Origin of the sequence: Variovorax sp. PBL-H6, from assembly GCF_901827155.1 — a bacterium.
Classification (GTDB): Bacteria; Pseudomonadota; Gammaproteobacteria; order Burkholderiales; family Burkholderiaceae_C; genus Variovorax.
On sequence record NZ_LR594659.1, the window covers coordinates 3,626,784 to 3,646,042 of the forward strand.

Here is a 19,259-nt window from a genome sequence, read left to right on the forward strand (position 1 = left end):
TTCAGTGCGGCATGGCGATCCATTGCCCTGCAACGCGGTGCACGACGACACGCCTGCCGAACACGGCCTCCAGCGCCAGGTGGGTGGCCGGGTCCTCGCAGGCGCCCTGGTGCAGGACGCGACCGTCGGCCATCACGACCATCGCATCGGCCGCGAGCGCAACGTTGAGCTCGTGCAGCACGCTGATGACAGTGCGGCCCTCGGCCACCAGGGCACGTGCGAGCGCCATCCAGTCGGCCTGGTGTGGCGGGTCGAGGTTGGCCAGCGGTTCATCCATCAGCAGCAGCTCGGCCTCGACCGCGAGCGCACGTGCCAGCAGCACACGCTGCCGCTCGCCACCCGACAGCTGGCCCAGCGGACGATCGCGCCAGTCCCACGCCTGGGTGCTGCGCAGGGCGCGCTCGACCGCCGCCCGATCGGCCTCGGTCGGCGCCGCCAGCCAGCGCTGGTGCGGCAGGCGGCCCAGCATGGCGACGTCGAAGACCATCAGGTCGTCGGCACTGCCCTCGCCCGCGCCGCCCTGCCCCAGCCACGACAGCCGCCGGGCACGGGCGCGGCCCGACAGGGCGGCCATGGGCCGGCCCGAGATGCGCACCTCGCCGCGATGCGCCAGCAGGCCGGCCAGTGCCTTCAGCAGCGTGGACTTGCCGGCGCCATTGGGGCCGACGATGCTCGTCCAGCAACCGGCCGCGAGTGCGAGGTCGATCGAATGCAGCACCTCGACCGCGCCCAGCGCGGCGCTCACTTGCCGGGCCTCCAGGGCGGCTGTCATCGGAAGCCCCCGTGTGCGCTGCGCCGGTGCATGAGCCACAGCAGGTAGCTGCCGCCGAGCACCGCCGTCAGCACGCCGACGGGCAGTTCCTGCGGCGCGATCAGCCAGCGCGCCAGCAGGTCCGCCGCCATCAGCAGCAGGCCGCCCATCGCAGTGGACAGCACGAGCAGCCGCGCGTGCGTGGTCTTGACGGCCGAGCGCACCAGGTGCGGCGACGCCAGGCCGACGAAGGCGATCAGCCCCGTCTGCGCCACCGCCGCTCCGGTGGCCAGCGCCAGCACCAGCACCAGCGCCGCCCGCATGGCCCCCACCGGCAGGCCCAGGCTGGCCGCGGTGGCTTCGCCGAGCGCGAGGCCGTCGAGCAGCGGCGCCAGCATCCATCCCAGCAGCAGGCAGGCCCCGCAGATAGCGCCCATCACGGCGCAGGCGCTCCAGCCGACCAGGCCGGTGCTGCCGAGGATGAAGCCCTGCAGCGCCTGGAGGATGTCGGCCGAGGCGATGGCAATCAGGTCCTTGATGGCGCCCAGCACCACGCCGACGATCACGCCCGCCAGCAAGAGGCGCAGCGTCTGCTGCACGCCGCGCGCCAGCAGCAGCGTCAGCAACACCGCCAGCGTTGCACCCAGGAAGGCCGCGCCGGTCAGGCCCAGGCGCACCACCCATTCGGTGCTGGTGGCCGAGAAGCCGAACATCGCCAGGGCGACCGCCACGCCCAGCGAGGCGCCCGAGGCGCTGCCCAGCAGATAGGGGTCGGCCAGCGGATTGCGGAACAGCCCCTGCGCGACCGCCCCCGCGAGCCCCAGCAGCGCGCCGGCCAGCCACGCGCCGAGCGTGCGCGGCACGCGGATTCCCCACACGATCTGCTGCGCCACCGGGTCGTGCCGCGCCGCCAGCACGCTCTCGAAGCCGGTGCTGCCGATGCCAGCGCCCAGCACGAGCAGGCCCATGCCCAAGGCGACCAATGCCATGCCCAGCGCGAGTGCGCGGCGATGTTCGCTTCTCACCCGCCGGCGCCTCCCGTCGCTTTTTCCCGCAGGCAGCGCGCCATCAGGGCCGCGGCCTCGCCCATGCGCGGGCTCGGACGCACCAGCACATCGGACTCGTCCGCGGTGAAGCGGCAGATGCGCCCCTCGCGCACCGCGCGGATACCGCCCCAGCCGGGACGCCGCTCGAGCCCCTGCGCACTGCGCGCGCCCACCATGATCAGGTCGGGATCGGCGCGCACCACGTACTCGGGATTGAGCTTGGGAAACGGCCCCAGCGATGCCGGCACGATGTTCTTCACGCCCAGCCGCGCGAGCGTCTCGCCGATGAAGGAGCTCTCGCTCGCCGCATACGGCGCGTTGTTGACCTCGAAGTACACGCGGGCGCGCGAGATGCCGGGTGGCAGCGACTGCGTCGCGGCCGAGACGCTGGCATCGATGGCCTGCCACACGCGCTGCGCATCGGTGCTGCCCAGCACCTGGTCCAGCACATTCAGCACGCGCCGCACATCCGCATGGCTGCGGGGCTCGAGCACCAGCACCTTGAGGCCGAGCGTCTCCAGCCGCTGGGTGACGCGCGAGGACGCCGCGATCAGCACCACGTCAGGCTTCAGCGCCACGATGGCCTCGACGTTCGGGTCGATGCCGCCGCCGACCTGCGGCAGCGCGCGCACGGCCTCGGGCCAATTGGAATAGCGGTCGACACCGACCAGGCGATCGCAGGCACCCAGCGTGCAGACCGATTCGGTCAGCGAGGGCAGCAGCGTCACGATGCGCTGCGGCGGTCGCGGCAGGTCCACGCGCACGCCGCGTTCATCGGTGACGACCACCGCGTGGGCGGTGAACGCACACAGGGCGAGGAGGCCGGCGAGCAGGCGGTTGAAGGAGCTCATCGAGCTTCTTTCAGGTGGAGCGGCAGGCCGGCCGCCATCAGCGTCACCCGCTCGCAGACAGCGGCGACTTCCTGGTTGAGCCGGCCCAGCGCGTCGACGAAAGCCCGCGTCTCGCGACCCATGGGAATGACGCCGAGGCCGATCTCGTTGCTCACCAGCAGCACGGGGCCCCTTGCATCGTGCAGCGCGTGCAGCAGCGCCATCTCGGCGGTGCGGGCGCAAGGCGGTGCGTCGGAGGAATCCGAAGGCATCCGCAGGTTGGTCAGCCACAAGGTCAGGCAGTCGACCAGCACGAGCGTGCCCGGCTCGCTGTGCCGCGCCACGGCGGCTCCGAGCTGCACCGGCTCCTCCACCGTCACGAGCCCGGGCACGCGCTGCGCGCGGTCGGCACGGTGGCGCGCGATGCGTTCGCGCATCTCCTCGTCGTGCGCAGTCGCGGTCGCGATCAGCACGGCGCGGTGCGCCGGATCGCGCGTCAGCCATTCGGCCGCGCGCAGCTCGGCGCGGCGCGACTTGCCGCTGCGCTGGCCGCCGAGGACCAGCTCTCGCGAGTTGGGGTTCACGACTTCGGTTGCCACCGCAGCGTCAGGTAGACCGCGCGTCCGCGCTGGTTGTAGCCATGGACCGTCTCGTAGTTCACGTCGTTGAGGTTGGTGATGCGGCCTTGCACGGCCCAGTCCTTCGACACCTTGTACTCGCCATGCAGATCCACGGTGGTGAAGTTGCCAAGCCGCATGGTATTGCGCGTGTCGTCGAAGCGCCGGCCCACGTGCAGGGCCGAGGCGCCGAACTTCCAGGGACCGACGGCGTAGTCGACACCGAGCGAGGCCTGGTTCTTCGCGCGTCGCGGCAGCTGCGCGCCCGTGAGCTCGTTGCGCGGGTCGAGCGAATCGACACTCCCGTGGACCGTCCAGGGTCCGAACTGGCCGTCGTACCCCAAGGTCCAGCCCTCGATGCGCGCACGCGGCACGTTCTCCGGCCGCGTCGTGCTGGTGATGAAGCCGGTGATCTTGTTGTCGTAGCGCACCAGCTTCACGCTGTGGCCGCCCTGGCTCCAGGTGATGCCGATGTCCGTGTTCCTGCCCTCCTCCGGCTGCAGCGCAGGGTTGCCGAAGTCCGGGTAGTAGAGCTGGTTGAACGATGGCGCGACAAAGCTGGTGCCATGCGACGCATGGACGCGCCAGTCCGGCGAGATGCGGTACCCATAGCCTGCGAACCAGGTGGCGCTGTCGCCGAACTGCGAGTTCCGGTCGTGCCGCGCATTGAGCTGCCAGCTGTGGGCGCCGGAACTGCCGTTGACGCCGACGAACGCCGAGTCGATGTCGCGATCGGTGACGCTGTATCGCGTGTCGCTGTTGACCTCTTGCGTGCGGCGCTCCAGTCCGGCCAGCACCGTACCGATCGGCGTCACGATGTCGTTCTGCCACAGGTACTCCTTCTGCGTGGTCTCGAACAGGCCCGGCATGTTGAAGGGCTGCGCGACGATGTTGCGCGTGTAGTCGCGGCTCTGCGCATAGCGCAGCTGCGTCTTCCAGCCGGAGGTCACGGTGCCGCTCACGCCGAGATACGCCGTCTGGGTGCGCGTCCGGCTGCGCGTGTCCCACTCCGGGCCGTCGTCATAGTGGTTGATGCCCTCGGAATAGAGCAGGCCGCTGTCGATCTTCCAGTCGGGATTGATCTGGAAGCCCAGCGAGGCGTTGAGCGCACTCTGCAAGAACGGATCTCGATCGGGATTGAAGTTGCCGAAGGGCACCCTGCGGTTGGTCGAGGAGAAGCCCTTGTCGATCGTGCGCTGCGCATCGAGCGAATAGGTGAAGGCCCCGGAGGCGCCGCTGAAGCCGCCGGTGATCTGCTTGTAGCCTTCGCTGCCGAGGGTGGTCGAGGCGCGCGGGCTGAACAGCGGATCGCCCGCCCTGCCCTTGCGCGTGAAGATCTGCACCACGCCGCCGACCCCGTCGCTGCCGTACAGCGCCGACGCCGGGCCCTTGACCACCTCGATGCGGTCGATCATGTCGACGGGGATGTTCTCCCACGCCGGCGTTCCGAGCGTGGCCGAGCCATAGCGCACGCCGTCGATCAGGAGCAACGTGTGCCGCGCTTCGGCGCCGCGGATGAACACGCTGCTGGCCTTGCCGGGGCCGCCGTTGGCAACAATCTGCACGCCGGCCACGCGCGCCAGGATCTCCGGCAGCGTGCGGCTGGCCTGCTGCTCGATCTCCGCGCGGTCGATGACCACCGTGTCGGACAGCACTTCGTCGGCACGCGTCGGCGTGCGGTTGGCGGTCACCACCGTCTCGGCGAGCGCGTGAGTGCCTTGCGCGAGCGCCGGAGCGCACGCCAGGCCGCCCAGGGCCGCCACGATCGGAAGGGCCAGGGCGCGCGGCCCCGGGAAAAGACGCGGCGAGCCGCAACCATCGGCATGCGCGGAAGAAATGCTGGAAGTCATCATGAAGACACAAGAGATCAATGCCCGTCACCGGCTTCCCCGCCGGTGCTTGGACGTCATGGCTGCCGCCTGCTCGTGCATGCGGCAGCCGCCTCGTTGGCCGGTATCCGGGCTGACAGCACGCCCTTGCCGCCTTCCCAGGCACCTGTTTCAGGGCGCCCAGTGGCTTGTTGACGAGGGTGGCACCGAGGGGTGCCGGCTGTTTGACCGTTGCGGGGGCAGCGCAGGTTGGCTGGGCCCTGAGGGGCTTCGACTCCTGCTTCCCGTTGAACTGCGCCGCGTGAACCACGGCGCGAGCACCAACGCGGCGGATTTTATGTGTAAACGCCGGCGTGGCCGGAAACTACAATCGCCCCCCATGCCTGCACCGAGCCGTATTGACCAGATCGCCGAGCGCGTCGAACGTTTGCTTGTGCGCCACGAAGAAGTGCAGCGAACCAACGCACTGCTGCAAGAGCAGGTGAATGCACTGACGCGCGAGCGCGACGCGCTCAAGTCGCGCCTGGCCGCGGCGCGCAGCCGGCTCGATGCGCTGCTCGACCAGCTGCCGGCCGATCCCTCCCAAGACGCCTCCTCCTCCAATTGATGAAACAAGTCGAAGTCCAGATCATGGGCCAGAGCTATCTCCTCGGCTGCCCCGAAGGCGGCGAAAAGCAGCTGCGCGAGGCGGTCGAGCGGGTCGATGCCGCGATGTGCAAGATCCGCGATGCGGGCAAGGTCAAGGCCCGCGACCGCATTGCCGTGCTGGCATCCCTCAACCTGGCCTTCGACCTGGCCCAGCGCGAGGCCTCGCTGGCCGCCGTCGCGCCCCCGTCGCCGGCCTCCACGCCGGCGCCGGCCGAGGCCCCGGGCAACGACGATGCCGACGAGGGCCGTGCCGCGCAATTGATCCAGCGCCTCGACCAAGCCCTCGCCGGCGACGGTCATTTGCTCTGAGGCGCACGCGCCGACGCTGCGGCAGGCGTAAAATCCAATTCGTCTGCGGTGTGCGTCGGGCTCTATATGTCCTTGTTCCAATGCTCTACGGAGCCGGGCTTGGTATATCGCTTGGCGGGTGTGATCATCTCGCGTCAGATGAACCCGAAGCCTTGCTGCCCTCGCCCACCTGAACCCCGGTTCAGGATGCGAGTCCGGCCCCACTCGCAGACACCTTTTCTCGACGGCCACGGCCCCGCTCCCGGGGCCGTGGTTTTTTTAAGCCCTCGAAGACCAAGAATTTCTCCATGACGCTCGCCCCCCTGCTGATCGCCGAACTCGCCGTGCTGGGCGTCGGCACCGGCTTCCTCGCCGGTCTGCTGGGCATCGGCGGCGGCATGCTGATGGTGCCCTTCATCACCATCATCCTCGGCCACCGGGGCGTCCCGGCCGACCTGGCGGTCAAGATGGCGATCGCGACCTCGATGGCCACCATCATCTTCACCTCGATCTCGAGCGTGCGCGCGCATCACAAGCGCGGCGCCGTGCGCTGGGACATTGCCCGGCGGCTCGCGCCGGGGATCGTGCTCGGCAGCCTGGTCGGCAGCCTCGGCGTGTTCGCGCTGCTCAAGGGCCAGGCGCTGGCAGTCTTCTTCGCGCTCTTCGTCGGCTTCTCGGCGACGCAGATGTTCCTCGACAAGAAGCCCAAGCCCACGCGGCAATTGCCGGGCACCGGCGGCCAGCTCGCGGCCGGCGGCGCGATCGGCTTCATCTCCGGCCTGGTAGGCGCGGGCGGCGGCTTCATCAGCGTGCCCTTCATGACCTGGTGCAACATCGCGATCCACAACGCGGTGGCAACCAGCGCGGCCCTGGGCTTTCCCATCGCGGTGGCGAACGTGGCGGGCTACATCGTAAGCGGCCAATCGGTGCAGGGGCTGCCCGAGGGCTCGATCGGCTACATCTGGCTGCCCGCGCTGGCCGTGATCGCGATCTCCAGCTTTCTCACCGCCCCGCTCGGCGCCAAGGCCGCACACAGCCTGCCGGTATCGAAGCTCAAGCGCGTGTTCGCGAGCATCCTGTACGTGCTGGCCGCCTACATGCTGTGGAAGGGCCTGCACGGCTGAGCGCAAATCCCTGATGACGATCGGCTTCTCTGTACGCGCGCGGCGCCCCGCCGTATAACCCTGGCATGCGGCGCCTGGCCGCAGTTCAGACAACGAGAGGCTTGCATGAAGATCCTGGTCGCCGTCGACGGCAGTCCCCATACCCAGAAGGCGCTCGATTACCTGGTCGCCCACCGCGCCATGTTCGTCGAAGGCAACGAACTCTTCCTGGTGCACGTGTGCACAGGCGTACCCGGGCACGTTGCACGGCACCTGAGTCGCGAGGTGGTCGGGGACTACTACGCCGAAGAGAACGCGAAGGTGCTCGAGCCGGTCAAGGCTTTCCTCGAGAAACAGGGCGTCACCAACTTCCGCAACCAGGGACGCCATGGCCATGCCGCCGAGGAGATCCTGAAGGCCGCCACCGAATACGGCGCCGAGCTGGTCGTGATGGGCACGCATGGCCATGGCATCTTCGGCCGCGCACTCATGGGCTCGGTGGCAACCAAGGTCATCGCGGAGACGGACATCTCGGTGTTGCTGGTGCAGTAGCACCCTGCCCTCCCCCCACGCAGGGCGGCCGGCGAGGCGACAAGACAGGCGACTAGTGCCGCGACCGCCACTCGCGCGGCGAACAACCGAATCGATCGCGAAACGCTCGGCTGAAATGCGCCGCGTCGTTGAAGCCGCGGCCGTAGGCGATCTCGCTGACCGTGCTGCCCGCGAGGCGCGGCTCCCGCAAGTCGCGGCTGCAGGCCTCCAGCCTGCGCTCCCAGATGTACTGCGCCGGCGTGAGCGGCTCACTCCTGAACACGCGATGGATCTGGCTTACCGACAGGCCGAGCTCCGCCGCCAGGCTGCCCACCGACAGCGCCGGGTCGGCGAGTTGCTCGTCGACGCAGCGCTTGATGCGCGCGAGGTGATAGGCCGCGAGGTGGCTCAGCCCCGGCGAGCGCGCAGCGGGCAGCGTCTGCAGCCCGGCCACCAGGATGCTGAGCACGCCGTTCGCGACCGCCAGTGCCGACGCGGGCTGCAGCGCATCGATGTCCTCCCGCAAGGTGCGGATCATGCTGATCAGCAAGTGGCCGGCACCTTCGCGCCCGGACACGGTGGTTGCCGTCAGCGCCTCGGTCTGGCGCAGCTCGCTGCGCAGGCGTTCGCCGGGCAGCTTGAGCACGATCTGCTCGAAGGCGTCGTCGAACAGCAGTTGGTAAGGCCGCGTGCTGTCATAGAGCGCGAAGTCGCCGACGGCGAGCACGGCGTCGCGCCCGTCCTGCCGCACGACGCCGCGGCCGGCCGTCTGGATGCCGACCAGAAAATAGTCATCTGTCGAACGGGCGATGTGGCCAGGCGTTCGCATCACGCTTTGCGCGCCGGAGTTCACTACCGACACATCGAGGCTGGGCAAGGCATGGCGGCGGATGCTGCCGTTGAAGTCGCCGGCCGGGCGCTCTCGCGCCGGGTCGCATCCGAGCTGCACATAGACGTTGCAGATCATGTCGGTCCAGTACGCAAGGCGCTGGTCGCGGGGTACGGCGTCGGTGCTGAACAACTGGGACATGGGGGGCCTCCCGGAGGCAGCGCGCAACGCAGGGACAAGAACGCCGCGAGATCCGGACAAGATGAATGGCGGGGTCGAACTTACGCTTCAAGCAACCCACATGCCAGCGCGCAAACCCGATGCGCGCGGCGTGTGCGGCCCTCTTCCTTCACCCTCCGGAGCCCGCCATGGCCAGCAAGACCCATCCCCGACTTCGCGTCGCCGCCGTCCAGGCAGCGCCCGTGTTCCTCGATCTCGACGGCACCCTCGACAAGACCGTCGACCTGATCGCCCAGGCCGCGGCGCAGGGCGTGCAGCTGATCGCTTTTCCGGAGACCTGGGTACCGGGCTATCCCTGGTGGATCTGGCTCGACTCGCCTGCGTGGGGCATGCAGTTCGTGCAGCGCTACCACGACAACTCGCTGGTCGTCGGCTCGCCCGAGTTCGACCGCGTGCGCGAGGCCGCGCGCAAGCATGGGGTCTGGGTCTCGCTCGGCTACAGCGAAAGGGCTGGCGGCAGCCTCTACATCGCCCAGGCATTGATCGATGATCAGGGCCGCACAGTGCAGACCCGCCGCAAGCTCAAGCCCACGCACGTGGAGCGCACCGTCTTCGGCGAGGGCGATGGCTCCGACCTCACCGTGTGCGAGACGGCGATCGGCAACGTCGGGTCGCTTTCGTGCTGGGAGCACCTGCAGCCGCTCAGCAAGTACGCGATGTATGCACAGAACGAGCAGATCCATTGCGCCGCCTGGCCCAGCTTCTCGCTATACCGCGGGGCGGCCTACGCGCTCGGGGCCGAGGTCAACAATGCCGCCAGCCAGGTCTATGCGGCCGAGGGGCAGTGCTTCGTGGTCGCGCCCTGCGCGACCGTCTCCCAGGCCATGAGCGACATGCTGTGCACCGACCCGGGAAAGCAGCAGATGCTGCGGGTGGGCGGCGGCTTCGCGCGCATCTATGGACCCGATGGGGCGCCGTTGGGCACGCCGCTCGCCGAGGACCAGGAAGGGCTGGTGACAGCCGACATCGACCTCGGCATGATCTCGCTCGCCAAGGCGGCCGGCGACCCGAGCGGCCACTATGCACGACCCGACGTGACGCAACTGCTGCTCAACAAGGCGCGCCGCGAGCCCGTGGTGTTCCAGCGGCCGGCAGAGACGGAAGCCGGTGCTTTCGAGGCCGTGGTGGCCAAGCCAGAGCTTGCGGCCGGCAGCACGCCGCTGCCGCTGGCCGCCTGACGCTACGCAGCCTCGAAAAGCCCCTTGTGCTGCTCCCGCAGCAGCGCCTTCTGCACCTTGCCCATGGTGTTGCGCGGCAGCTCCGGCACGATGAAGCAGCGCTTGGGAATCTTGAAGTTCGCCAGCTTGGCCTTGAGCTCGGCGACGATCGCCTCGCCGTCGAGCGCCGCGCCGGGCTTGGGTGTGACGACCGCTACGCCCACCTCGCCGAAGTCCGGATGCGGCACGCCGATCACGGCGCTTTCCGCAACGCCCGGCATGTCGTTGATGTAGCCCTCGATCTCGACGGGGTAGACGTTGTAGCCGCCACTGATGATCAGGTCCTTGCTGCGGCCCACGATCGTCACGTAGCCCATGTTGTCGATCCGGCCTACATCGCCCGTCTTGAAGAAGCCATCCTGGGTGAACTCCTCCGCGGTCTTCTCGGGCATGCGCCAGTAGCCCGCGAACACATTCGGACCCGCCACCTCGATATGACCGATCTCGCCGGTGGCGCAAGGCTGGCCCGCGTCGTCTCGCACGCGTAGCTGTATGCCGGGAAGCGGAAAGCCCACCGTGCCGCCGCGCCGCTCGCCCTGTACGGCACTGTACGGGTTGGACGTGAGCATCACGGTCTCGCTCATCCCGTAGCGCTCGAGAATGGTGTGGCCGGTGCGCTCGCGCCAGGCCTCGAAGGTCTCGAGCAGCAGCGGCGCCGAACCGGAGATGAAGAGCCGCATGCTGTTGCACGCCTCGCGCGTGAGCGTGGGCTCGGCCAGCATGCGCGTGTACAGCGTGGGCACGCCCATGAACACCGTCGCGTCGGGCAGCCGGGCCACCACGCGCTTCGGGTCGAAGCGGTTGAGCCAGATCATCTGGCTGCCGCTGATCAGTGCACCATGGAGGGCGACGAAGAGGCCGTGCACGTGGAAGATGGGCAGCGCGTGGATCAGCACGTCGGCGCCCGGGCGCCAGCCCCAGTAGTCCTTCAGCACCTCGGCGTTCGACTGCAGGTTGCGGTGCGTGAGCATCGCGCCCTTGCTGCGGCCGGTGGTGCCGCTGGTGTAGAGGATCGCCGCCAGGTCGTCGGGCTTCTTCTGCGCCACCCGGTGCTGGTCACTGCACTGCGCCGCAACTTCGAGCAGCGTGCCCTTGCGGTCGTCGTCGAGCGTGAACACGTGCCGCGTGCCGGCCGCGCTTGCGAGAGGCGCCACCCAGCCGGCGTTGGCGCTGCTGCACACCACCACCGCGGGCTCGGCATCGCCGAGAAAGTAGGCGATCTCGGCCTCGCGGTACGCGGTGTTGAGCGGCAGGAACACGTAGCCCGCGCGCAGGGTCGCGAGGTAGAGCATCATGGCCTCGACCGACTTCTCGACCTGCACCGCGACGCGGTCGCCGGCCTTCAGGCCGATCGCATCGAGCAGGTTGGCGATCATGGCGCTGGCGCGTTCCAGGTCGCGCCAGGCGTAGTAGAGGCCGTCGTCGGTCTCCACCGCGATGGCATCGAGGTCCGAGGGGAAGGCGGCACGCAGCGCGGCGAAGAGGTTGGCGTTGGTCGGGTCGGTCATGTCATCGTGCGTTCAAAAGACGGGCGGACGCTTGGCCAAAAAGGCGGCGACGCCCTCGCGATGCTCGGGCGAATCGGCGTAGTCGTAGGCGGAGGCGAGCAGACTTTCGGCGGAAATCGCCGCCAGTGTGCGCTTGTTGGCGCGGGCCGCCGCGGGCGCCAGCGCCGCCACGCGCCGGGCATGCGCCAGCGCCGTCGAGTCCACCTCCGCATCGGGCAGCACGGCCAGCAAGAAGCCGGCATCGCAGAGGCGCTGCGCTCCGTGCACGCTCGCGGCCAGCAGCATGTCGCGCGCGAGCGTGTCGCCGACCGCGCCGCGCACCAGGGCCGCCTCCCGCGGCGCCATCGGGAAGCCGAGCTTCGCGATCGGGGCGCCGAATTTCGCGCCCTGGCCAGCGAGGCGGATGTCGCAGCAGCTCGCGATCTCGAGGCCCGCGCCCATGCAGGCGCCCTCGATCTGCGCGACCAGCGGCAGCTCGCAGGCGAGCATGGCCGCGAGTGCGCCCCAGACTTCGTTCTCGTGGAATTCGCGCAGCGAGGCTTCGTCGAAGCGGAAGGAGGGGTACTCAGAGATGTCGCCGCCGGCGCAGAACTGGCCAGCTTCGCCGCGCACCACCACGCAACGCAGCGAGCCGTCATGGGCCAGCGCCTGGTCGAACACGGCGCGCAACTCGCGCCACATCGCACGGGACATGGCATTGAGCCGCCCAGGATTCGCGAGCGTGACGCGGGCGATCGGCCCCTCTCGCTCCAGCGTGACGGCCCCCTGCCTCATTCGATCTTCGCGCCCGACGCCTTGACCACGCCGGCCCAGCGCTTGATCTCGGCGTTCACGAATCCGCCGTACGCCGTGGTGACGAGATTCGGGATTTCGGCGCCGTTGCTGGCCCAGATCGCCTTGAGCTCATCGGTGGCCAGCGCCTTGCGCATGTCCTCGACGATCCGGGTTTGCACCTCTGCCGGCGTGCCCTTGGGTGCCCACAGGCCGTACCAGGTCGTGACGGTGTAGTCCGGCAAGCCCACCTCGGACGCGCTCGGCACGTCGGGGAAGGCCGGGTTGCGCTTGCTGCCCGCCATCATCAGCGCCTTGATGCGGCCAGCCTTGATGTGCTGCGCCGAGGAGCCCAGGCCATCGAACATGCAGTCGACGTTGCCGGCGATCAGGTCCTGCAGCGCCGGGCCTGCGCCGCGATAGGGGATGTGGGTGATGAAGGTGTTGGTCTGCAGCTTGAAGAGCTCGCCGGCCAGGTGATGCGAGGTGCCTGCACCGGCGGAGGCGTAATTGAGCTTGCCCGGATTTCGCCTGGCCTCGGCGACGAAGTCCTTCAGCGTCGTGGCCGACACGCGCCTGGGATTGATCACCACCACCTGCGGCACGCTGGCCAGGAGCATCAGCGGCACGAAGTCCTTCTCGATGTCGTAGTCGAGCCTGGGATACACCGACGGTGCGATCGCGTGGTGCACCGCGCCCATGAAGAGCGTATAGCCGTCTGGCTGCGCCTTGGCCGCGATGCTCGCCCCCAGGGTGCCGCCGGCACCGCCTCGGTTGTCGATCACGAGTGACTGACCGGCCGCCCTCGAGAACTGGGCTGCAAGCGGTCGCGCGAAGGCATCGGTGCCCCCGCCCGCGGGAAACGGCACCACCAGCGTCACCGGCTTGGCCGGCCAGGCCGATTGCCCGTATGCCGCGCTGCCGAGCGTGACGGCGGCCCCTGCCGCGGCCAGGCGCAGGACATCGCGCCGCTGAAAGGTTGAGCTCATTGCTGTGTCTCCTATCGTTGTGATGACAAAAGCGCCGGGGCCCACGGCGCGCCACTGCGGCCCCTCAAGGGATCAACCCTTGAGAAAGAGACCGTCCACATCGCCCGACACCGCCACCTTGCCTTGCGCGAGCAGGGCGCGGTGCTTGTCGAGCCGCTTGAGATCGTAGAGGTAGTTGACCATGAGCCCGTAGGCTTGCTTCAGGCCCTTGGGCGAGGGATCGCCGGCCCAGTTGAGTTGCTCCACGCGTGCACCGTTGCCCAGGTGGAAGCGCGCCACGGGATCGACCGGCTTGCCCTCGGCCGTTGCGCGCCCGAGGTATTCGGCGGCGGCATTCATCAGCAGCTGGCGCACCGGCGACCTGGCATCGAGCGTGCTCGCCTCCTCCGCCGCAGCGAGCACGCGCTCGGCGGTGGGCGGCAGCGAGCCGACCACGCGGCCCAGCTCCGTCTGGCGTTTCTCGTCCAGCCGCGTGAGCAGCACTCCGGCGTTCTTCGCGAACCAACTGCGAAAGCCGGGAATGGGCGACAGCGTGGCGAAGGTCTTGAGCCGCGGCAGCTCGGCCTGCAACGTCTCGACCACCCGCTTGATCAGCGAATCGCCGAAGCTCACGCCGCGCAAGCCATCCTGCGTGTTGCTGATCGAATAGAAGATGGCCGTGGTGGCGCGGTCGGCCTTGACCGGCGCGGCCGCCTCGTCGAGCAGCGGCACGATGCCCTCGCTGATATGGTCGACCAGCGCCACCTCGACGAAGATCAACGGCGTGTTCGGCAGGCGCGGATGGAAGAAGCCGTAGCAGCGGCGGTCGCTGTCGAGCCGGTTCTTGACGTCGGCCCAGCTCTTGATGTCGTGCACCGCCTCGTACTGGATCAGCTTCTCGATCAGCGAGGCCGGCGAGTCCCAGCTGATGCGCCGCAAGTCCAGGAAGGCGACGTCGAACCAGGTCGAGAACAGGTGCTCGAGCTCGGCATCCAGCGGCAAAAGGCGACGATCGCCCTTGAGGTGCGGCAGCAATTGCGCGCGCAGGTCCACCAGGAAGCGCATGCCCTCCGGTTCAATGGCGAAGCGCTGCAGCAGGCGCAGGCGTGGCGAGACCAGCGCGCGCCGCAGGTGCACCTCGGCCTGGGGCTCGTCGGCCGTGCCCATGGCGGCCTGGTGGTGGTCGCGCGCCGTGCTGACCCTGTTCAAGTCGGGGGCGAAGCGCTCGCTCATCAGCAACCAGACGTCGCGCCGCTCGTCCAGCTCGCGCCCGGCGTACCACTGGACCACGCCATGGGCGCGGCGCCCGGCCTCGACTTCGCTGATGCGTGGATCGATCACCGCCTGCAGCTCGCCCAGGGCGCGGCGCAGCGCACGTGGCGCCAGCGCCTCGCCGTTGCGGCGCAGCGTGGCCTCCAGCCGCTCGGCCAGTGGCCGCGGGCCGGTGCTTGCACGCTTGGGCGCCGCGGAACCCTTGGCGCCCGCGGCGTCCTTGCCCTGCGCATCGGGGCCCGTGCGCAACCGCGAGACGTTACGGGTGATCCAGTCGGAGGCATTGGTGATCATGAAATCAGCTTCGCTTTCTGTTGCGCGGCGACGGCTCGCAAGGCCTCGCGCTGGCGGTTCAGGTGGGTGCGCATGGCCGCCTCGGCGCCGTCGCTGTCTCGTGCCTTGAGCGCGGCGAACACGGCCAGGTGTTCCGAGAGGCTTTGCTCCAGCCTACCCGGTGCGTGCAATTGCTGCAGGCGCGCGAGCTTGAGGATCTTGCGCAGGTCGCCGATGACCTGGGCGAGCCAGCGGTTGTCCGCCAGCATGATGATGGCCTCGTGGATCGCGAAGTTGGTCGCGTAGTACTCGTTGATGCGCTTCGCCCGCGCATGCCGCGCCAGCTTGTCGTGCAGGGCCTCCAATGCGGCCAGCTCGGCATCGCTGGCGTTGCGCGCCGCCTCCCAGGCGCAGCGACCTTCGAGCAGCGCGATCACCGGAAAGATGTCGTCCAGGTCCTTTTGCGTGACCTCCGCCACGAAGCAGCCGCGCCGCGGCTCGTGGCGCAGCAAGCCCTCGGCCGTCAGCACCTTGAGAGCCTCGCGCAGGGGCGTGCGCGAGATCGACAGGCGTTCGCACAGTGTCGCCTCGTCGATGAAGCTGCCCGGCGCCAGCGCGCCGGCGAAGATCTCCTCGCGCAGGCTGGCGGCGACTTCGTCGTGCAGGGAGCTGTGGACGATGCGCATGGAGGCTGTTGTAGCAGGCCGGCGCGCTCGTCATTATTGGTAATTACGCGTAATTATCAACCCGGCCGGCGCGCTCCGTAGGCCGGCTGCGCCGACGGCGCGCTCGCATAGAGCCACACGCCGAACAGGATCATCGGCACGCACAGCCACTGCCCCATGCTCATGTTGAGCGCCAGCAGGCCCAGGAAGTCGTCGGGCTCGCGGAAGAACTCCGCCGTGAAGCGCATCACCCCATAGCCGATGAGGAACACCGCGGAGACGCGGCGCTCGCGGCGCTCCTTGCGCGCGTACAGCCAGAGGAAGACGAAAAGCAGCAACCCTTCGAGCAGGAACTGGTAGACCTGAGAGGGATGGCGCGGCAGCATCGAGCCGCTCTGCGGGAACACCATGCCCCAAGGCAGCTCGGGACTGCTGAAGCGCCCCCACAGCTCGCCGTTGATGAAGTTGCCGACCCGGCCGGCAGCCAGCCCTGTGGGCACGCAAGGCGCTACGAAATCCATCACTTGCCAGAAAGGTCGCGACCGTGAGCGTGCGAACCAGCCCATTGCCGCAATCACACCGATCAGCCCGCCATGAAAGCTCATGCCGCCCTGCCAGACGAAGAAGATCTCCAGCGGATGCGTGAGGTAGTAGCCGGGCTTGTAGAAGAGGCAGTAGCCCAGCCGCCCGCCGACGATCACGCCCATCACGCCGAGAAAGAGGATGTCTTCCAGGTCCTTGCGCGTCCAGGCCCCGGGCTCGGTGATGGAGCGGAAGGGCTCATGCCGCAAACGGCGCGTGCCAAGGAAATAGAAGAGCGCGAAGGCGGCCAGGTAGGTCAGGCCATACCAGTGAATGGCGATCGGCCCGAGCTGCAAGGCCACGGGGTTGATCTGGGGGTACATCAGCATCGGGCTATTGTGCCGCGCGGTTTTTGCGCGACTGCGGCACCGGCGGCCACCTCCGTGGGGTCATTGTCAGGGCGAGCCATTCGCAGCAATGAACTGCACGAAGCGCGCAAGCGCCGGGTTGCCACCGGCAGCGGGCCAGACCAGGCTGGTCTCGCAGGCCGGCAGCACGGGCGCCCGGCGCCGCGCGGCCTGTGCGAACTCCGCCGCCGCGCGGTAGACCACGCCGGCACGCCGGAACTGCGTCACGCTCTCGGGCACCCATGCCAGCCCCAGGCCGCCCCAGACCAGGTTGACGATGGTCTGCATCTGGATCGCCTCCTGCGCCACCTGCGGCGTGCGCCCAGCCGCGTGATAGAGCCCGAAGATCGCGTCGTGCAGCGATGGCACGATGCGGCGCGGGAAGATCACCAGCGGCTCGGCCAGCGCCTCGGCCAGCGGCAGCAGCGGGCGGCGCGCGAGCGGATGCCGCGCCGGCAGCGCCAGCACCAGCGGCTCTTCCGACACCGGCAAGCGCTCTAGCCCCGCCGGCGAGAAGCCGGGCGAATGCAGCATCAGTCCGGCATCGATCTCGCCGCGCGCGAAGGCCTCGAGCTGCACATCACCGGTCGCCTCGACGAGTTCGAGCGCGACCTCCGGGCACTGCAGGCGGAACTCGCGCACCCAGGCAGGCAGGCGCTCGAAGCCGATGGTCGAGACGAAGGCCAGCCGCACCCGCCCGAGCTCACCGGCCGCCGCTGCGCGGGCGCGCCCGGGCAGCGTCTGAGCGCGGGCCAGCAGCTCCCGCACCTCCGGCAGCAGCGCCTCGCCGGCCGGCGTAAGGGCAACGCGCCGGCGCGTGCGATCGAAGAGCACGACGCCCAGCGTTTTCTCCAACTGGGCGATCGCCTGCGTCACCGGCGGCTGCGTCATGTGCAGGCGCTGCGCCGCGCGCCCGAAGTGCAGCTCCTCGGCGACAGCGAGGAACTGGCGCCAGGCGCGCAATCCGATGGAGGCTTCTCTCATTCGCCAAGCATATCAATCGGCCTTGAAAATCGGATTGGAAGCAATCAGTCAATCGTCCGATACTTGCATTCCCCCCGATTTCCCCACGAGCAGAGACACGATGGACACCAAGACTATTCAGATCAACCGCCGCAGCGCCAACATCGTCGAAGGCAAGTCCCGCGCACCGAACCGCTCCATGTTCTACGCGATGGGCTACGAGGAAGGCGACTTCAAGAAGCCGATGGTCGGCGTGGCCAATGGCCACAGCACCATCACGCCGTGCAACTCGGGCCTGCAGAAGCTGGCCGACGCCGCCATTGCCGGCATCGAGGAAGCGGGCGGCAACGCACAGGTCTTCGGCACGCCCACCATCTCCGACGGAATGGCCATGGGCACCGAGGGCATGAAGTACTCGCTGGTGAGCCGCGAGGTGATCTCCGACTGCATCGAGACTTGCGTCGGCGGCCAGTGGATGGACGGCGTGCTGGTGGTCGGCGGCTGCGACAAGAACATGCCCGGCGGCCTCATGGGCATGCTGCGCGCCAACGTGCCGGCCATCTATGTCTACGGCGGCACCATCCTGCCGGGCCGCTACAAGGGCCAGGACCTGAACATCGTGAGCGTGTTCGAGGCAGTGGGCCAGAACGCCGCTGGCAACATGAGCGACGAGGACCTGAAGGAAATCGAGAAGCGCGCCATTCCCGGCACCGGCTCCTGCGGCGGCATGTACACCGCCAACACCATGAGCTCGGCCTTCGAGGCGCTGGGCATCTCGCTGCCCTACTCCTCGACCATGGCCAATCCGCACGACGAGAAGGCCAACTCGGCCAAGGAATCGGCCAAGGTGCTGATCGAGGCAATCAAGAAGGACATCAAGCCGCGCGACATCGTGACCAAGGAGGCAATCGAGAATGCGGTGGCGGTGATCATGGCGACCGGCGGCTCGACCAACGCGGTGCTGCACTTCCTCGCCATCGCGCACGCAGCCGAGGTGGAGTGGTCCATCGACGACTTCGAGCGCATGCGCAAGAAGGTGCCGGTGCTCTGCGACCTGAAGCCCAGCGGCAAGTACCTCGCCGTCGACCTGCACCAGGCCGGCGGAATCCCGCAGGTCATGAAGATCCTGCTGAACGCAGGCCTGCTGCACGGCGACTGCATCACCATCACCGGCCAGACCATCGCCGAGGTACTGAAGGACGTGCCGGACCAGCCGCGCGCAGATCAGGACGTGATCCGCCCGATCACGAAACCGATGTACGCCGAAGGCCACCTCGCCATCCTCAAGGGCAACCTGTCGCCCGAGGGCGCAGTGGCCAAGATCACCGGCCTGAAGAACCCGGTCATCACCGGCCCGGCGCGCGTCTTCGACGACGAGCAGTCGGCCCTGCAGGCCATTCTGGACGGCAAGATCGTGGCTGGCGACGTGATGGTGCTGCGCTACCTCGGGCCGAAGGGCGGCCCCGGCATGCCGGAGATGCTGGCGCCCACCGGCGCGCTGATTGGCGCCGGTCTGGGCGAGAGCGTGGGCCTGATCACCGACGGCCGCTTCTCCGGGGGCACCTGGGGCATGGTGGTCGGCCACGTGGCGCCCGAGGCGGCGGCCGGCGGCACCATCGCCTTCGTGAACGAGGGCGACTCGATCACGATCGATGCGCACCAGCTCAAGCTGGAGCTCAACGTGCCCGAGGCCGAGATCGCCAAGCGCCGCGCGGGCTGGAAGGCGCCGGCGCCGCGCTACACGCGCGGGGTGCAGGCGAAGTTCGCCTTCAACGCCTCGAGCGCGAGCTCGGGGGCGGTGCTCGACAAGTACTGATCAGGGCCTTTGGCGGGCGGCCTACAATGGCCCTCGCTTCGCCAGACCGACTGAAGCAACGCTAGGGGTGCCGGCCCGCGGCCCACGGGATCGCAGGCCGGCTGAGAGAGTCCCTTTGAACCTGACTGAGGTAATCCTCGCGCAGGGAAGCTGGTCCGGCGGCCG

The 19,259-nt window shown here is 68.7% G+C and carries 19 protein-coding genes and 2 riboswitches; of the genes, 6 read left to right on the plus strand and 13 right to left on the minus strand.

Going from position 1 to position 19,259, the window contains the following annotated elements; translation table 11 throughout:
* Position 1 precedes the first annotated feature (1 nt).
* From G3W89_RS17085 to G3W89_RS17105, 5 genes are read right to left on the minus strand one after another with little or no spacing between them, the layout of a single operon-like run.
* A complete protein-coding gene (locus G3W89_RS17085; RefSeq protein ID WP_162575300.1) occupies positions 2–772 on the minus strand; it encodes an ABC transporter ATP-binding protein in 771 nt (256 codons plus the stop codon).
* Positions 769–1,740, minus strand: a complete 972-nt coding sequence (locus tag G3W89_RS17090) for a FecCD family ABC transporter permease (protein WP_162577520.1) — start codon at positions 1,738–1,740, stop codon at positions 769–771. The genes G3W89_RS17085 and G3W89_RS17090 overlap by 4 nt, the downstream gene beginning before the upstream one ends.
* A 32-nt stretch (positions 1,741–1,772) precedes the next feature.
* Entirely contained in the window at positions 1,773–2,648 is an 876-nt protein-coding gene (locus G3W89_RS17095; RefSeq protein ID WP_162575301.1) for an ABC transporter substrate-binding protein, read from the minus strand.
* Positions 2,645–3,226 carry a bifunctional adenosylcobinamide kinase/adenosylcobinamide-phosphate guanylyltransferase gene (locus G3W89_RS17100; protein WP_232076591.1) on the minus strand — a complete coding sequence of 194 codons (582 nt, stop codon included), beginning with the start codon at positions 3,224–3,226 and terminating at the stop codon, positions 2,645–2,647. The genes G3W89_RS17095 and G3W89_RS17100 overlap by 4 nt, the downstream gene beginning before the upstream one ends.
* Positions 3,208–5,097: a TonB-dependent receptor domain-containing protein gene (locus G3W89_RS17105; RefSeq protein WP_232076592.1), complete on the minus strand. Its 1,890-nt coding sequence runs from the start codon at positions 5,095–5,097 to the stop codon at positions 3,208–3,210. Before G3W89_RS17105 ends, G3W89_RS17100 begins: the two co-directional genes overlap by 19 nt.
* Before the next feature lie 78 nt (positions 5,098–5,175).
* Positions 5,176–5,413, minus strand: a riboswitch (cobalamin riboswitch).
* Between the two features lie 39 nt (positions 5,414–5,452).
* Between G3W89_RS17105 and G3W89_RS17110 the strand changes: the two genes are divergently transcribed.
* The 4 genes from G3W89_RS17110 (at position 5,453) to G3W89_RS17125 (ending at position 7,664) form a co-directional block, all read left to right on the plus strand.
* Positions 5,453–5,680: a cell division protein ZapB gene (locus G3W89_RS17110; protein WP_162575302.1), complete on the plus strand. Its 228-nt coding sequence runs from the start codon at positions 5,453–5,455 to the stop codon at positions 5,678–5,680.
* The gene (locus tag G3W89_RS17115) at positions 5,680–6,030 is read left to right on the plus strand and encodes a cell division protein ZapA (protein ID WP_162575303.1); all 351 of its coding nucleotides are present in this window, start codon (positions 5,680–5,682) and stop codon (positions 6,028–6,030) included. Before G3W89_RS17110 ends, G3W89_RS17115 begins: the two co-directional genes overlap by 1 nt.
* A gap of 287 nt (positions 6,031–6,317) precedes the next feature.
* Complete coding sequence (locus G3W89_RS17120; protein ID WP_162575304.1) at positions 6,318–7,133, plus strand: sulfite exporter TauE/SafE family protein; 816 nt, start codon at positions 6,318–6,320, stop codon at positions 7,131–7,133.
* A gap of 105 nt (positions 7,134–7,238) precedes the next feature.
* Positions 7,239–7,664: a universal stress protein gene (locus tag G3W89_RS17125; RefSeq protein WP_162575305.1), complete on the plus strand. Its 426-nt coding sequence runs from the start codon at positions 7,239–7,241 to the stop codon at positions 7,662–7,664.
* A 52-nt stretch (positions 7,665–7,716) separates the two neighbouring features.
* Here the strand turns inward: G3W89_RS17125 and G3W89_RS17130 are convergent, their stop codons facing one another.
* Positions 7,717–8,673, minus strand: coding sequence for a helix-turn-helix domain-containing protein (locus G3W89_RS17130; protein WP_162575306.1), 957 nt, complete (start codon positions 8,671–8,673; stop codon positions 7,717–7,719).
* A 167-nt stretch (positions 8,674–8,840) separates the two neighbouring features.
* Between G3W89_RS17130 and G3W89_RS17135 the strand changes: the two genes are divergently transcribed.
* Positions 8,841–9,890 (plus strand): carbon-nitrogen hydrolase family protein, encoded by a 1,050-nt coding sequence (locus tag G3W89_RS17135; protein WP_162575307.1) that lies wholly within the window; start codon positions 8,841–8,843, stop codon positions 9,888–9,890.
* Positions 9,891–9,892: 2 nt separating this feature from the next.
* Here G3W89_RS17135 and G3W89_RS17140 read toward each other — a convergent pair whose 3' ends face one another.
* The 7 genes from G3W89_RS17140 to G3W89_RS17170 form a co-directional block, all read right to left on the minus strand.
* A complete protein-coding gene (locus G3W89_RS17140; protein ID WP_162575308.1) occupies positions 9,893–11,437 on the minus strand; it encodes a malonate--CoA ligase in 1,545 nt (514 codons plus the stop codon).
* A gap of 12 nt (positions 11,438–11,449) precedes the next feature.
* Positions 11,450–12,211: an enoyl-CoA hydratase/isomerase family protein gene (locus tag G3W89_RS17145; RefSeq protein WP_162575309.1), complete on the minus strand. Its 762-nt coding sequence runs from the start codon at positions 12,209–12,211 to the stop codon at positions 11,450–11,452.
* The gene (locus G3W89_RS17150) at positions 12,208–13,197 is read right to left on the minus strand and encodes a Bug family tripartite tricarboxylate transporter substrate binding protein (RefSeq protein WP_162575310.1); all 990 of its coding nucleotides are present in this window, start codon (positions 13,195–13,197) and stop codon (positions 12,208–12,210) included. The genes G3W89_RS17145 and G3W89_RS17150 overlap by 4 nt, the downstream gene beginning before the upstream one ends.
* Positions 13,198–13,269: 72 nt before the next feature.
* Positions 13,270–14,742 carry a malonyl-CoA decarboxylase gene (locus tag G3W89_RS17155; RefSeq protein WP_162575311.1) on the minus strand — a complete coding sequence of 491 codons (1,473 nt, stop codon included), beginning with the start codon at positions 14,740–14,742 and terminating at the stop codon, positions 13,270–13,272.
* Positions 14,739–15,407, minus strand: coding sequence for a GntR family transcriptional regulator (locus G3W89_RS17160; protein WP_162575312.1), 669 nt, complete (start codon positions 15,405–15,407; stop codon positions 14,739–14,741). Before G3W89_RS17160 ends, G3W89_RS17155 begins: the two co-directional genes overlap by 4 nt.
* 56 nt (positions 15,408–15,463) lie before the next feature.
* A complete protein-coding gene (gene lgt, locus G3W89_RS17165) occupies positions 15,464–16,297 on the minus strand; it encodes a prolipoprotein diacylglyceryl transferase (protein ID WP_162575313.1) in 834 nt (277 codons plus the stop codon).
* 66 nt (positions 16,298–16,363) lie between these two features.
* Complete coding sequence (locus G3W89_RS17170) at positions 16,364–17,299, minus strand: LysR family transcriptional regulator (RefSeq protein ID WP_162575314.1); 936 nt, start codon at positions 17,297–17,299, stop codon at positions 16,364–16,366.
* A gap of 100 nt (positions 17,300–17,399) precedes the next feature.
* Here G3W89_RS17170 and ilvD point away from each other — a divergent pair, with 100 nt between their 5' ends.
* On the plus strand, positions 17,400–19,094 hold the full coding sequence (gene ilvD / locus G3W89_RS17175; RefSeq protein WP_162575315.1) for a dihydroxy-acid dehydratase: 1,695 nt from the start codon (positions 17,400–17,402) through the stop codon (positions 19,092–19,094).
* A 53-nt stretch (positions 19,095–19,147) separates the two neighbouring features.
* A riboswitch (TPP riboswitch) is annotated at positions 19,148–19,259 on the plus strand.

What these genes read in the sequence shown, in the direction of transcription:
- G3W89_RS17085 (WP_162575300.1), bottom strand. Translation starts at nt 772, where the DNA reads ATGACAGCCGCCCTGGAGGCCCGGCAAGTGAGCGCCGCGCTGGGCGCG.
- G3W89_RS17090 (WP_162577520.1), bottom strand. Translation starts at nt 1,740, where the DNA reads ATGGCATTGGTCGCCTTGGGCATGGGCCTGCTCGTGCTGGGCGCTGGC.
- G3W89_RS17095 (WP_162575301.1), bottom strand. Translation starts at nt 2,648, where the DNA reads ATGAGCTCCTTCAACCGCCTGCTCGCCGGCCTCCTCGCCCTGTGTGCG.
- G3W89_RS17105 (WP_232076592.1), bottom strand. Translation starts at nt 5,097, where the DNA reads ATGATGACTTCCAGCATTTCTTCCGCGCATGCCGATGGTTGCGGCTCG.
- G3W89_RS17110 (WP_162575302.1), top strand. Translation starts at nt 5,453, where the DNA reads ATGCCTGCACCGAGCCGTATTGACCAGATCGCCGAGCGCGTCGAACGT.
- G3W89_RS17115 (WP_162575303.1), top strand. Translation starts at nt 5,680, where the DNA reads ATGAAACAAGTCGAAGTCCAGATCATGGGCCAGAGCTATCTCCTCGGC.
- G3W89_RS17120 (WP_162575304.1), top strand. Translation starts at nt 6,318, where the DNA reads ATGACGCTCGCCCCCCTGCTGATCGCCGAACTCGCCGTGCTGGGCGTC.
- G3W89_RS17125 (WP_162575305.1), top strand. Translation starts at nt 7,239, where the DNA reads ATGAAGATCCTGGTCGCCGTCGACGGCAGTCCCCATACCCAGAAGGCG.
- G3W89_RS17130 (WP_162575306.1), bottom strand. Translation starts at nt 8,673, where the DNA reads ATGTCCCAGTTGTTCAGCACCGACGCCGTACCCCGCGACCAGCGCCTT.
- G3W89_RS17135 (WP_162575307.1), top strand. Translation starts at nt 8,841, where the DNA reads ATGGCCAGCAAGACCCATCCCCGACTTCGCGTCGCCGCCGTCCAGGCA.
- G3W89_RS17140 (WP_162575308.1), bottom strand. Translation starts at nt 11,437, where the DNA reads ATGACCGACCCGACCAACGCCAACCTCTTCGCCGCGCTGCGTGCCGCC.
- G3W89_RS17145 (WP_162575309.1), bottom strand. Translation starts at nt 12,211, where the DNA reads ATGAGGCAGGGGGCCGTCACGCTGGAGCGAGAGGGGCCGATCGCCCGC.
- G3W89_RS17150 (WP_162575310.1), bottom strand. Translation starts at nt 13,197, where the DNA reads ATGAGCTCAACCTTTCAGCGGCGCGATGTCCTGCGCCTGGCCGCGGCA.
- G3W89_RS17155 (WP_162575311.1), bottom strand. Translation starts at nt 14,742, where the DNA reads ATGATCACCAATGCCTCCGACTGGATCACCCGTAACGTCTCGCGGTTG.
- G3W89_RS17160 (WP_162575312.1), bottom strand. Translation starts at nt 15,407, where the DNA reads ATGCGCATCGTCCACAGCTCCCTGCACGACGAAGTCGCCGCCAGCCTG.
- lgt (WP_162575313.1), bottom strand. Translation starts at nt 16,297, where the DNA reads ATGCTGATGTACCCCCAGATCAACCCCGTGGCCTTGCAGCTCGGGCCG.
- G3W89_RS17170 (WP_162575314.1), bottom strand. Translation starts at nt 17,299, where the DNA reads ATGAGAGAAGCCTCCATCGGATTGCGCGCCTGGCGCCAGTTCCTCGCT.
- ilvD (WP_162575315.1), top strand. Translation starts at nt 17,400, where the DNA reads ATGGACACCAAGACTATTCAGATCAACCGCCGCAGCGCCAACATCGTC.